At 63.1% G+C, this 12,744-nt stretch carries 12 protein-coding genes; 4 read left to right on the top strand and 8 right to left on the bottom strand.

Annotation, left to right across the window (positions count from 1 at the left end; all coding sequences use genetic code 11):
• Window position 1: 1 nt before the first annotated feature.
• Window positions 2-1,120 (bottom strand): N-acetyltransferase, encoded by a 1,119-nt coding sequence (locus Q0Y42_RS02850; RefSeq protein ID WP_297799960.1) that lies wholly within the window; start codon window positions 1,118-1,120, stop codon window positions 2-4.
• A gap of 269 nt (window positions 1,121-1,389) precedes the next feature.
• Here Q0Y42_RS02850 and Q0Y42_RS02855 point away from each other — a divergent pair, with 269 nt between their 5' ends.
• Window positions 1,390-3,135, top strand: a complete 1,746-nt coding sequence (locus tag Q0Y42_RS02855; RefSeq protein WP_297799962.1) for an oligopeptide:H+ symporter — start codon at window positions 1,390-1,392, stop codon at window positions 3,133-3,135.
• A 92-nt stretch (window positions 3,136-3,227) separates the two neighbouring features.
• Here the strand turns inward: Q0Y42_RS02855 and Q0Y42_RS02860 are convergent, their stop codons facing one another.
• Complete coding sequence (locus Q0Y42_RS02860) at window positions 3,228-5,270, bottom strand: TonB-dependent receptor (RefSeq protein ID WP_297799965.1); 2,043 nt, start codon at window positions 5,268-5,270, stop codon at window positions 3,228-3,230.
• A gap of 152 nt (window positions 5,271-5,422) precedes the next feature.
• On the opposite strand from Q0Y42_RS02860, the gene Q0Y42_RS02865 reads away from it, so the two are divergent.
• A complete protein-coding gene (locus tag Q0Y42_RS02865; RefSeq protein ID WP_297799967.1) occupies window positions 5,423-6,406 on the top strand; it encodes a TraB/GumN family protein in 984 nt (327 codons plus the stop codon).
• Here the strand turns inward: Q0Y42_RS02865 and Q0Y42_RS02870 are convergent.
• Complete coding sequence (locus Q0Y42_RS02870) at window positions 6,403-7,017, bottom strand: isoprenylcysteine carboxylmethyltransferase family protein (protein ID WP_297799969.1); 615 nt, start codon at window positions 7,015-7,017, stop codon at window positions 6,403-6,405. The two genes, Q0Y42_RS02865 and Q0Y42_RS02870, sit on opposite strands and share 4 nt — an antisense overlap.
• A 103-nt stretch (window positions 7,018-7,120) precedes the next feature.
• On the opposite strand from Q0Y42_RS02870, the gene Q0Y42_RS02875 reads away from it, so the two are divergent.
• Together Q0Y42_RS02875 and Q0Y42_RS02880 are read left to right on the top strand one after the other, a co-directional pair.
• Window positions 7,121-7,429, top strand: a complete 309-nt coding sequence (locus tag Q0Y42_RS02875; protein WP_297799973.1) for a YdeI/OmpD-associated family protein — start codon at window positions 7,121-7,123, stop codon at window positions 7,427-7,429.
• Between the two features lie 91 nt (window positions 7,430-7,520).
• On the top strand, window positions 7,521-8,306 hold the full coding sequence (locus Q0Y42_RS02880) for a DUF4019 domain-containing protein (RefSeq protein ID WP_297799975.1): 786 nt from the start codon (window positions 7,521-7,523) through the stop codon (window positions 8,304-8,306).
• Window positions 8,307-8,383: 77 nt separating this feature from the next.
• Here the strand turns inward: Q0Y42_RS02880 and Q0Y42_RS02885 are convergent, their stop codons facing one another.
• The 5 genes from Q0Y42_RS02885 to Q0Y42_RS02905 all read right to left on the bottom strand — a co-directional run bounded on the left by Q0Y42_RS02885 (window position 8,384) and on the right by Q0Y42_RS02905 (window position 12,526).
• Window positions 8,384-9,034 (bottom strand): hypothetical protein, encoded by a 651-nt coding sequence (locus Q0Y42_RS02885; protein ID WP_297799977.1) that lies wholly within the window; start codon window positions 9,032-9,034, stop codon window positions 8,384-8,386.
• 149 nt (window positions 9,035-9,183) lie between these two features.
• Window positions 9,184-10,620 (bottom strand): metalloprotease TldD, encoded by a 1,437-nt coding sequence (gene tldD / locus Q0Y42_RS02890; protein ID WP_297799979.1) that lies wholly within the window; start codon window positions 10,618-10,620, stop codon window positions 9,184-9,186.
• 124 nt (window positions 10,621-10,744) lie between these two features.
• Window positions 10,745-11,521 (bottom strand): DUF2807 domain-containing protein, encoded by a 777-nt coding sequence (locus Q0Y42_RS02895; RefSeq protein ID WP_297799981.1) that lies wholly within the window; start codon window positions 11,519-11,521, stop codon window positions 10,745-10,747.
• A 31-nt stretch (window positions 11,522-11,552) separates the two neighbouring features.
• Window positions 11,553-12,122: a DUF1700 domain-containing protein gene (locus Q0Y42_RS02900; RefSeq protein ID WP_297799983.1), complete on the bottom strand. Its 570-nt coding sequence runs from the start codon at window positions 12,120-12,122 to the stop codon at window positions 11,553-11,555.
• Window positions 12,122-12,526, bottom strand: coding sequence for a PadR family transcriptional regulator (locus tag Q0Y42_RS02905; RefSeq protein WP_297799985.1), 405 nt, complete (start codon window positions 12,524-12,526; stop codon window positions 12,122-12,124). The genes Q0Y42_RS02900 and Q0Y42_RS02905 overlap by 1 nt, the downstream gene beginning before the upstream one ends.
• Window positions 12,527-12,744 lie beyond the last annotated feature (218 nt).

A 12,744-nucleotide genomic window follows, 5' to 3' on the forward strand; every position in this document is an offset into this window, starting at 1 on the left:
CTTAGGCCTCGGTGACGGCCAGCGCGGAGTTGCGGCTGCGCGAGCGGGCGCGGGGCTGTTTCACCTTGGGCTGGCGCAGGGTGAAGCCATAGCTGCCCTCCAGCGCCGTCGGCTCCCAATCAGCGAAGTCTTCGGCTTGGCCGGTGAAATGGACATAGGCGTGGCCCCAACCGCCCTCATTGCGGGCCTTGGGCACCTTATGGTCAAGGGCTTTGAGCAGGCTCGGCCCCAGGAGAGGCAGGCGAACCTTGCAGGCACCGGACTTATAGCCTGCCGTCTTGAGTGCGCGGATCAGGGTCGGGATGGTCAGCGGCGGTGCGCGGTCCAGTTTTACCAGATCGATGATTTCGAGCGTTGGCACGTCGACCGGACCTGTCTTGGACATGATGGCCATGGCATAGGCGCACAGCCCCTGTGCGTCATGGTAGCCGAGCAGCAGGGGCGGATAGGTCAGGTCCGGTTGGGCCATGCGCCAGCGGATGACGGCAGGACTGCGGTCAGCGACCAGTCGGCCCTCGGCCTGTAGCGACTTCCATAACTCGGCGTAGGAGCCGCTGTCGGACAAGTCCTCGATGGGGTGGATGCCCTTGGGCCAGATGACGCTGCGCGGGTCGAACATGGCCGCGCCGCGCGGGGAAAAGGGCTCGCCGATGAGGGCGAGGGTCTGTGGCCAGACCTCAATGACCTTGCGCAGAATGCGGGCGCTGAAGGTGAGCGACGGGGACAGGATCCACGACAGTTTGATCGCGCTGGTCTCGGCGGGGTAGGGCTGCATCCCCAGCTTGGCATAGATGGGGCCGCCGATCTGGTTGGCGTTCAGCATGCTGGCGGCAAAGACGCCGGATTGGCGGGTGAAGGGCTCCAGCAGGTCGCGGATCGCTCCGCGGGCACGTGGCGAGACAATGACGGAGTGGCCGCTGGCGGCGATATAGCGTTGGCGTTCGCGGAAATAACGGCTGACGAAATTGCCGATGAAGCCGTCTATGCGGCCATCATGGTCCAGCACCCAGCCCAAGGGCATGTCCGGCGGGCGCGCAGGATTGCTGGCCAGCCACTGCCATTTGGCTGGGGTCAGTTCCGGCCAGTTAATCTCTGAATGGAGGGCGTTGACGCCGTCCATGTCGCTTAACTCAAAAGGCCGAATCGACATGCCCCACCGTCTGTCGGCTAACCTTATAATGGCCTTGAGAGTGTCATATTGTCGCGGAGGTGTCGATGCCGTTGGTGTGCGGCAAAGCTTCACGAACGGCGATTTTCGTAGGTGATTTATGGCAACTTTGCGCCGCCAAGTGGACGATTATATCGGTTAACATCTTGTGACATCGCCCGCGTCGTGCTGTTTCTGACCCTTTAGCGCCTAAGGTGGCGCCAGCAGACATGGAGTTCCGTGTGTCAGCGACGGAAAGTGGAGGCCCCCTCGCGGTTGAGCCTCGTAAGACCATTCTCGGGCATCCCCGGGGTCTGGTCATCCTGTTCCTCACCGAAATGTGGGAACGCTTCTCCTACTACGGTATGCGCGCCCTTCTGGTGCTGTATCTGACCCAGCATTTCCTGTTCGGTCCGAAGGAAGCGCAAGGCATCTATGCCGCCTATGCCGCTCTGGTTTACCTGATGCCGGTCGTCGGGGGCATGATCGCCGACAAATATCTGGGCTCGCGCAAGGCTGTGATCATCGGCGCGGTGCTGCTGGTGTTCGGCCACTTCATGATGGCCTTCGAGGGTACGGGCGGTAAAGAACGTCTGACCATCGGCGAAACCACCTATGAACTGCGTGTCGATGGCCGCGATCAGGACCGCAAGATCTTTGCGGTGAATGGCGAGCAATCGACCCAGATCAAGGTCACGCCGGAAGGTATCGTCAATCTGGAAGCCAAGGCCGATGCAGCAGACGCTTCGGTGCTTCCGGCCCTGACGCCATCGGGCGAGTACAAGCTGGAAACCATTCGTGACACCGGTTTCGGTGAGCCGATCCTGTTCTTCGCCCTGTCGCTGATCATCGTCGGCGTTGGCTTCCTGAAGGCCAACATCTCGACCGTGGTGGGCCACCTGTACGAAGAGAACGATCCGCGTCGTGACGGCGGTTTCACCATCTTCTACGTCGGTATCAACCTCGGCTCGCTGCTGGCGACGGCGGCGTGTTCGTATCTGGGTATCAAATATGGCTGGGCCTATGGTTTCGGTCTGGCCGGTATCGGCATGCTGCTGGGCCTGATGACCTTCATCTTCGGCCAAAGCTGGCTGGAAGGTCGCGGTGGTCCGCCGAATCCGGAAATGCTGAAGACCCGCAAGGTTCTGGGTCTGCCGTTCGAAGCCATCTTCTGGATCGGTGGTCTGGTCGCTGTCTTCCCGACCTGGCTGCTGATGCTGCGTAGCGAGATCATCCTGACCGCCCTGCCGTGGCTGGCCGGTATCATCTTCGCTGCCGTGGTCGGTTACAGCCTGATCAAGCTGGCCGGTGCAGAGCGCACCCGCATGCTGGTGGCCCTGACCCTGATCTTCTTCTCGGTTCTGTTCTGGGCCCTGTTCGAACAGGCCGGCTCCTCGCTGACCCTGTTTGCCGACCAGTCGACCGCCATGCCGTCGTGGTTCAATGCCCCGATGACCCAGATGTTCAACCCGGGCATCATCGTCATTGGTGGTCCGATCATGGCCGCCCTGTGGGTGTGGCTGGGCAAGCGCAACCTCGAGCCTTCGACCCCGGTCAAATTCTCGGTCGCGCTGGTTCTAGTGGGCGCAGGCTTCCTGCTGCTGACCTTCGCCTCGAACAATTTCGCGAACGTGGACTTCCGCGTTCCGCTGATCTTCCTGTTCCTGACCTATCTGCTGCACACGCTCGGCGAGCTGTGCCTGTCGCCGGTCGGCCTGTCGATGATCACCAAGCTGTCGGTTGACCGCGTGGTGGGTCTGATGATGGGCGTGTGGTTCCTGTCGTCGTCGGTGGCCCACATCGCCGCCGGTCTGATCGCACAGGCGACCTCGTCGGAGACCGTGGCCGGTGTGGTCACCAATCCGGAAGCGGCGCTGAACACCTATGCAGAAATCTTCGGCACCATCGGCTGGACCGGTGTGGCTGTGGGTGTTGTCCTGCTGGTGCTGTCGCCGATCCTGAAGAAGGGCATGGCGGGCGTCCGCTAAGCCTTTCCCACGGTGGAATGAAAAGAAGGCGGCATCCCTTCCGGGGTGCCGCCTTTTTCATGCCGGTTGATAGCGTCCGGCGGGGGAGAACCTTAGAAGGTCTTGCGCAGGCGCAACTGGTAGATGGGGCGCGGGGCGATGTCGCGGACCTCGCTAAAGGAGATCGGGCGGGTGTCGCGGTCGGCATAGACCTCGCGCTGCCAATAGAAGCTATCCCACACCGTCATCTGGGCGCGGATCGACAGGGTCGGCATCGGCTTATAGTCGAGCCACAGCTGGTAATAGTCGCGGCCCGTCCAGCCCGACATCTGGTCGGGACGGTAGGAGTACTGCTTCATCAGCGGGATCCAGTCGGCCCCCCAAGACAGCTTCCACGACGGGACGTTCTGTTCAAAGGAGATGCGGCCGTCGGTAGGGCGTAGGCCCGAGATGGGGCGGCTGCGGCCCGTCGTCGGGTCGGTGACCTCGCTGCTGTTCCAGGTGTTGGTAAAGGTCAGCTTTCCGCGCGGGATGAACAGGCGGTCGGTCGGGACCGTCAGGGTGGCGTCCAGCTGGTCCAGCGTGCCGTCGCCGATGTTGCCCACGGCGGACAGACCACCGTCCAGCGGGATGACGTCGATGACGTCGGTGATGTGGTGGCGGCTGTAGGTGACGCTGAAAATGCCTTCCTTCATGAAGCGCTGCTCGAAGGCGATCTCGCCGATCCAGCGCTGCTCGGGGGTCAGGTTGACGTTGCCGCCCATGACGCCGTCGCTGGCCAGTTCGGCCGAGGCGGCGAAGTCGCCGAAGTTCAGCTGGCCGACGCTGCGTTCCACACGCACGCGGATCTGGGTGTTTTCGCGCGGGTTCCACGTCAGCTGGACGCGGGGCTTGGCGAAGAAGAAGCTTTCCTCGCTATCGACGTCACCCGACTGGCTGATGGTGGAGTGTTCCAGGCGCAGGCCCGCTTCCATCGTCCATTTGGGATTGATGCGCCACGTGCCCTTGCCGAACAGCTCGCCGCGCAGTTCCTCGACCGTGACCGAGGCGGAGGGCAGGGCGACGGGGACATTACCGATGGAATAGGCCTGCTGGGTCTCGAGGCGGTTGAGGGCCACTTCGCCGCCGACCTCATATTCGAGGGTTTCGGACTTCTGGAAGCGAACCAGGCTGCGCAGGATGGTCTCGGAGCTGGAATCTTCGGTGGTGAAGAGCTGCTCGTCGCCCGCCACATCGTTGATGGTTTCCAGAGCGCGGGCGACGCCGTCGGTGTCATCCCATTCGTGGATCAGGCGGGTTTCGGACTTCAAGCGAGGGGTGATGGCGCGGGTATAGGTGGCACCGAACTCGCCGAACTTCGAATCCGAGTCATAGAAGCTTTCGCTGAGGATACGGTCGCCGGTTTGTAGATCGACATTGTGCCAGTCGGAGATGCCGTAGCGGGCCGTCAGGTTGATGTTTCCGCCCAGCAGGGGGCCGCTGAAGGTGCCGCGTATGGCGTTACCACCGCCGTAGGCGTCGGAGTCGTAATCCTCATAGCGGGTGACCACGCCATTGGCGTCACGGCGGATATAGGGACCTTCGCCGACCGAGTCGCTGGAGGCGATGGTGTCGTTGATGAACAGGCCATAGGTGTATTCGCCCTTGCGATGGGTCAGCTGGTAACTGCCGCCGAACAGGCTGCGGCCACCGTCCCAGATCAGGCTGTTGTGGGAGATCACCTGTTCGGTGCTGGCACCGGCTTTCAGGATGACGTTCACGACCACGCCATAGCCCTGCATCTCGATGCCGGGGGCCCCGCCGCGGATCAGCTCGATACGCTCGACGCGATGGGCGGGGGTGCGGGCCAGAAGGGATGATCCGGTATCATTCTTGGAGGCCGGGCGGGCACCGTTGATCAGCACATTGCCGACAGCCCCCTCAAAGCCGCGGGCACCATCGCCGTCATTGACGGAGAAGCCCGGAACGCGGTCCACCATGTCGGCAGCGGTGCTGGGGTTGTAGCTGGCGAAGAAGTCAGGGGTGAAGGTCAGGACACCCGTTTCGGAGACCTGCGGCTGGACAGCGGCGGGTGCAGGCGCAGTTTCTGCAAACGCCAGAGCAGGGGCGGTTGCTGCACCGATAATGGCGGTCGTCGCGAGAAGAAACTTACGCATTGGCTGGTGTCCCGTGTTGAAATCTTGGGCGCACCATGGGAGCGAGGCGTCGCCTTACTCCAGTTACAATCCAGACAGCTGCATTAAATCGAAGAAAGGCATTAACAGCATGTAATGTCTAAATTTTATTTCACGTGTTACATGGGGTCACTATGAAGCACTTCGCGAAGTTCGCCGCCGCCGCCAGCATGACTTTGAGCATGCTTGCTGTCATGCCTGTACAGGCCCAGGAACACTCTGCCGAGGCAGATGTGGTTCAGGTCGAGGAAGTCGTCGTCTCGGCGCGGCGTGCGGGGCTGCCGATCTGGACGGTGCGCAAGGGCGATGAAGGTGTCCTGATCCTTGTAGGCATGATCCGCGAGGTCCCGCGAGGTTTTGAATGGCGGAACGAGGCGCTGGAAAGCGCCGTGCGGCGTGTGGACCGCGTGCTGTTCTCGCAGGACATGCGGGCCTCGCCTGCGGACATCCTGCGTATTTTGTGGCGCGCGCGAACCATTGTGATGCTGCCCGATGGCCAGACGCTGGATCAGGTTATTCCGGCAGAGGACTATCAGCGGCTGGTGCCGCTGATGGCGGACGAGCGCAACGAGACGTGGCGCCGGACCCGCCCCTTGATGGTGGCGATGGATCTGGTGCGCGGCAAGGCGGGCGAGGATGGCTCGCGCGATCCACGTGTGGAGCGGGTGGCCGAGCGGGCGGCGCGGCGGGCTGGCATCAAGACGCACAGCATCGGCGTGGTGCGCGGCAATGAACTGGTGGACTCGCTGATCTCTTCTCCGCCGGAAACCCAGCTTCCGTGCCTGCGTGCGGGTATGGCGGCGGCGGAATATGGCGACCGGGCCATGGCCGATCGCGCAGAGGCGTGGCGCAATCTGGATGTGCGGGCTGTTCTGGCCTCGCCCTTCGATGCGGTCATGGACGAGTGCTGGCCTTGGGGCGATCCGGCTGTGCGCGGACGGATGCGGACCGAATGGGTCAATGCCATTTCCACCGCCATTGCCGATGAAGGCGTTACGCTGGCTGTCGCGCCGATCCGCACTCTGGGTGAGGCGGAGGGTGTGCTGGATCAGCTGGTGGCGGCCGGATACGAGATCGACGGGCCGGACTGGAAGCCGGTTGTCGAGGATGCCCGTTAATAGATGAAGGGCAGCAGGCGGTATCGGACGCGTACGGCATGCTGTTGGTAGCGGTTGTCCTGCATCAGGATGCGTTCCTCGGCATGGATGCGGGACAGCTGCAGGATCGCCCAGAGGGTGAGGATTGAAGCGTTCCAGACCGAGGGGTTGAGGGCCAGTGCCGCACCTTCCGTCAGGAAGTAGCCGAGATACATCGGGTGGCGCACCACGGCGTAGAGGCCGCTTGTTTTGATCCCCCTGTTGGCGGCGACGATGCCGAAGCTGCGGCGCAGTGACAGCTTGGCACCGATGGAGATCAGCAGACCGGCCAGGAGGATAGGCACGGCTCCCAGCCAGCCATTACCATTGGGGATCAGGAGCAGGGGAAGGCAGGTGCCTGCAAAGCCGATGACCCAATCCACGGGCCGCAGGGAGATGAGGCCCGCCCCGCGCCGCAGGAGAACAAACAGGACGACCGTCGCCTCGCCGATCAGGAACAGGATGTTCCACGGATTCACATCCATGCTGAGGAAGATGCGGTAGGCCAGCGCCGAGAGCAGCAATGCCACCACGAACTTCTCGACCACATCGAGGATGCGGGGGAGGGGGCGGCTGGGGCTGATATCGGACATCGCGTCTTCCTGTCGTGGGAGAAGGCAAACAAGACGAACAGTGTTATCAAATGATGGATGCGATGGCCCCTTCGCTTGTGCATGAGTTCAGGAGGCAAGACCGATGCAGGACGAAACCCCGTTGTCAGGCGGCGTTGTTCACGACATGCCGTCCGATCTGGCGCAGGCGTTGCGTGGCGATGCGGAGGTTGCCGCGCTGTGGCAGGGGCTGACGCCGCTGGGGCGCAATGAGTTCATCTGCTGGGTCGAGGATGCCAAGCAGGCGGCGACGCGCCAGAAGCGTATCCATCGGACGCTGGAGGAGATGCGCGAGGGCAAGCGCCGCCCGTGTTGCTGGTCCGGCTGTGTCCACCGGACCGACAAGGCCCCCGGCAAGTGGCAACAGGCCATGATGGACAAGGGCAGGCTGTGATGGCCGATTTGCGGAGAATGGCTTTGAGTCAGGCTGCTGCCTCGGGCACAATGGGCCGCTACTGCCAAGCTTTTGACCAAACCGACGGACGATGAACGCCGAGCTTTTCGAGACCCTGACTGACCGCGAAAAGGACGTGCTGCGTTTGCTGGTGGCCGGACACGAGGCCAAGTCGGTGGCGCAGGTGCTGGGCCTGTCAGTGCATACGGTCAACGAGTATCTGCGTAGTGCGCGGCGCAAGCTGGATGCACCCAACAGTCGGGCGGCGGCGCGGCAGTTGGCGGCCTTTGAGCAGGAAACCTACAAAAATTCTGGGGACCCCGAATTTCTTGGAAACAAGGAATCTGGGGAAGATCATCGGGCATCCGGCGGGCACAGACGGGGCTTGAAAGCGGGCGGCAAGGTGCGGCTCGCATTGATCCTCGGAGGACTTATGCCTGTGCTGTTAATTCTGGCTTCTGTTATCGCGCTGACCACGGGAGTGGTGACGGTGTCGGGCCCGTCGCAATCCGCCACGGCCGAAGCGGCGGACGCCCTTCCGGCCAAGGCGGTCACAGAGGCGGACAACTGGCTGAAATATATTGATGCCGATGACTGGGCGGGCAGCCACGCCGCCTTTGATCCAATCGTCAAAGAGAATATGTCGGCGCAGGAATGGGAAGCCAACGTCAAGCCGGTGCGCGAGGGGCTTGGGACATTGCTGGGCCGCGAAAAGCTGACCGGCAGTGTCGCGGAGAACCTGCAGGGCATGCCGGAAGGCCGTTATGGCGTTCAGCAGTATCAGAGCCAGTTCGAGAACCACGACATCGCGGTCGAGACGGTGGTGCTGCGATACGATGCCGGTGACTGGAAGGTCATCGCCTATCTGGTGCGATAGGCCGTAAAATAGAAAGGGCCACCGTGATGCGGTGGCCCTTTGCTTTTGCCAGGTCTCGCCGTCTGGGGGCGCTGTCCTTATTTGCCGTCGAAGAATTTCCAGCCCTCGTTGGTGAGGTAGAGGACGGCCTTGTCGTCGACGGGACCGTCGACGATGGTTTTCAGTTCGGGATAGGCGGTGGTCATGGCCGCGTTCGAGGCCCAGCTGGGGAGATCGTTGACGGTGAAGCTATAGTCGACCTGGGAGATGGTCGTGCCGGCGCCGGAGGGGGCCGGTTCGGTGAAGAGTTTCACCGACTTGACCTCGGGCTTGCCGAAGCAGAGCTGGGTGCCGCTGCCGCCCCAGACGCCCGTGGCCTCGCTGGCTGCAGCCTTGCCCATGTCGGTCAGTTGATAGATGCGAACCTTGACCGTGTCGGAAGTAAAAAGGCGCTGGGTCTGAACCGTGCCATCGGTGCCGTTGGCGAGGCCAGCCTGAACCAGAGCCTCGTATCGGGCGCGCAGCGGCGTTTCGATAGGGGAGCTGTCGTCAATGCTGATGTAGCGCGGCCAGTCGCTGGGCTGGGTATTGGCCGGTGCCGCATTGCTGTTGGGCAGCACGATGCACGGCGGATGCTGTGCGATATATTCGTTGATGACCTTTTCGAAATTGCGCTTGGACGCATCTTTCGGGTCGGAACATCCGGCCAGTGCCAAGCCCGACAACGCCATAATCGCGAAGCGATTCATCTGATCAGCCCTCAAAGTTTGATCTTAAACTGTCGGGGGCGGTGATGGTTTCAAGCGTGGCCGTGTCGGGCGGGCGCGGAACTGTTACAAACTGTCAGGGCGCAGGCGGCCAAAGAAAAAGGCCACCCGCTGGGGGTGGCCTTTTCGATTTAGACGGCGGTGCCGCCGACGGTGAGCCCGCCCATCTTGAGGCTGGGTTGGCCAATGCCGACGGGGACGCCTTGTCCCGCCTTGCCGCAGGTGCCGACACCGGGATCGAAGGCGAAGTCGTCGCCGATCATCTCGATCTTGGTCAGGGCCGTGGCACCGTCACCGATCAGGGTGGCGCCGCGAACCGGCGTGGTGATCTTGCCGTCCTCGATCAGATAGGCCTCGGTGCACTGGAACACGAACTTGCCGTTGGTGATGTCCACCTGACCGCCGCCGAAGTTGGCGGCATAGAGGCCGCGCTTGGTCGAGGCGATCATGTCGTCGAACTTGTCCTTGCCGCCTTCCATGAAGGTGTTGGTCATGCGCGGCATGGGCTGGTGGGCGAAGGACTGGCGACGGCCATTGCCCGTGGCGCGGGCGTTCAGCTGGCGGGCCGACAGGCGGTCGTGCATCAGGCCGACCATGATGCCGTCCTCGATCAGGACGGTGCGCGAGGTCGGGGTGCCTTCGTCATCGAACGACAGCGAGCCGCGACGGTCGGCGATGGAGCCGTCATCGACAACCGTGACGCCGGGGGCGGCGACGCGCTGGCCCATCTTGCCGGTAAAGACCGATGAGCCCTTGCGGTGGAAGTCGCCTTCAAAGCCGTGGCCGATGGCTTCGTGCAGCAGCACGCCCGGCCAGCCTGCGCCGAGGACCACGTCCATCTCGCCTGCAGGGCAGTCGATGGCCTCAAGGTTGACCATGGCCTGACGCAGGGCTTTGTCGACCTGACCCTGCCAGCTTTCCGGCTTGATCCATTCCTCGAACGCGGCGCGGCCACCGGCCCCCGAGGATGCAGTTTCGCGGCGGCCGTTCTTTTCGACCGTCACCGAGACGTTCAGTCGCACCAGTGGGCGGATGTCGGTCAGGATCTGGCCATCGCCGCGCAGGATGTCGATGCTGCGGCGCTCGCCGACGATGGAGGCCGACACCTGAACCACATGCGGATCGCGGGCGCGGGCGAAGGCGTCGATCTCGGCCAGCAGGGCGATCTTGTCCGAGAAGGACGGGTTGAGCAGCGGGTCGACTGGCGCATAGAGGCGCTGGTTGGTGGCCAGCGGCGCCTCGGCGGCGGTGCCGCTGTAGCCGCGCTTGGCCAGTGCCGCGCTGTCGCCCGCACGGGCGATGGCGGCGGCGGAAATCTCGTTGGCGTGGGCAAAGCCCGCCGTCTCGCCCGCGACGACACGCAGGCCGAAGCCTTCGCAGGCGTCATAGTTGGCGCTCTTCAAGCGGCCATCGTCGAACAGCAGGGACTCGCTCTCGGTCTTTTCGAGGAAGAGTTCGCCGTCATCGGCACCGTCCAGCGCGGTCTGCAGGATGGACAGGGCGTCACCGGCATCGACACCGGCGGCTTCGAGAATGGGCGAGGGCGAGGAGACAGGCGTATTGCTCATAGCCGCTAGATAGGCGCGGGAGCGGGCGCGCGCAAAGAAAAAGCCCCGCCGACCGGAAGCAGGAACCGGATCGGCGGGGCCTTCTTTAGGGTGCGACGGGGGGGGAGAGGCGTCGCGGGCGAGATCAGTCCTGACGGACTTCTGCCTCCTGCGAGAGCTGTTGTTTCAGCTCTGCCGGACGTCGGGTCAGGCGGACGCTGCTGTCGCCCGAAGCGTCGATCTCGACCTTGCCATTGGCGGCGGTCTTGACGTCGGCGTTGCCGCTGGTGCGGATGATGGCATCGCTGCCCAGCAGTTCGTCCAGTTCGGCGGACGAGTTGCCAGAGGCATCGACCGTGACCTTGTTGGTCGTGCCGATCACCTCGATGTCGGCATTGCCCGTCAGGGTCAGATTCAGTTCGGGCTGGTTGAAGCCCCGAACCTCGACATCGGAGTTGCCGAACAGCTCGAGGGTCTTCAGCGAGGGGACGCGGATGGTGACCTTCAGGCCGTCGCCGTCGTTGAAGGAGCGCAGGCCCGTCTTGTCCCAGACCACATAGCCGCGGTTGTCACCGCTGCGGCTGTTGCCGTCCAGCGTCAGGCGCCCGTTCAGCAGCACCACCCGCTCGGCCAGACCCTTGCGGCCTTCGACCGTAATGCCGGTGGCGGCATCGTCCTGAATGATGACCACATCGCCGGGCAGGTCGATGGCCAGCTTGTCGGTGGCCTGCCATTCGATCTGGCGCGTGACCAGCTCGGGCAGGGGCTCGCGGGCGATGCGGACATTGTCGCTGGCGTCGTCGACGACCCAGGTCCAGCTGTGGCGGGCGAGGTCGGCACCCCCCATGGCTAGGGAGCCGCCGATGCCGACGATGGCGAGGACCAGACCCGAGGCCCCGATGATGAACATATTGCGGATCATGTGAGTGTTCCTTTGTCCTTAAGGGCCGCGATCAGGCGTTAGCCGGTTCGAGGGCGGGTTTGGCGACGCGGTAGTGCAGGCGGGCGTACCAGATGGTGGCGTCGATCAGCCATTTGATCAGGATGACCATGGTCGCGATCATGAAGACGCCCAGACCCATGAGGCCGATGCCCATCAGGATGGCGGCGAAGATACCGCCCGGCAGACCGGCGAACGGTCCGACAACCATGACGCCGCCACCCGCGATGAAGACACCGACACCGGCGACCAGGAAGGTCAGGATGGTGCCGAACACCGGCAGGACCAGAGGCAGCAGGATCAGGATGTCGATGGCACCCAGACCCAGAATACCCAGCACGGCACCCAGGGCGTTGGAGGCGGTCGGCTGCTGCGCCCAGGCCTGGGCTCCGGCTTCCGCCTTCAGTTCGCGGGCCAGACGGTCGGGATCACCCAGGGCGGCCGAGATGTCGGCTTCGGAACGGCCGGCGGCGATGGCGTCGTCGAAGTGGGCTTCATAGTCGGCCACGATTTCGTCGGCAGCGGCCTTGGTCAGGCCCACAAGCCCACGACGGAGACGGGCGAGGAACTCGTTGCGGTTCATTATTCAGCTCCCTTGTCGGACCCCGTGGCCGAGATGGCCAGAACAGGTTGCGGTTCACCCGCGTAAATGGTTTCGGCAGAGGCGGCGGCGTTCACCAGATCGCCGACGGCATTGGCAAAGGCCTTCCACTCGGCGCTCTGGGCGGCCAGAGCCTCGCGGCCCTTGGGTGTCAGGCGGTAATATTTGCGGGACGGGCCGCTGGACGATTCGACCAGATAGGTCTCGACCAGCCCATCGGTCTGCATGCGGCGCATCAGCGGATAGATGGTGCCTTCACCCATTCCGATAGCATCCGACAGGCGAGAAGCGATCTCGTAGGCGTAGCTGTCGCTGCGGGCGAGCAGGGCAAGGACGCACAGGCCCAAGACCCCTTTCTTCAGTTGGATATCGATTGTGTCGGGCATTTCATTCCCTCGTTTGCTGAACAATCGGTATCGCAAGGTATCTTGCGACGCAAGGTACCTATTAAAACATGAACACCTTTTAATGATCGGCTTTCTAACAACCTTGTGCGGTGGAATGTGTCAGACACCTTGCCCACGGCCATTTTGTCCGATAACGACCGCCGAAACGCTGCGGTTCGAACGGGCCTCAGCGCGTTTGCGATTGCTTCGCAGGCGTC

The organism is uncultured Brevundimonas sp. (assembly GCF_947305955.1).
In the GTDB taxonomy this organism is placed as follows: domain Bacteria; phylum Pseudomonadota; class Alphaproteobacteria; order Caulobacterales; family Caulobacteraceae; genus Brevundimonas.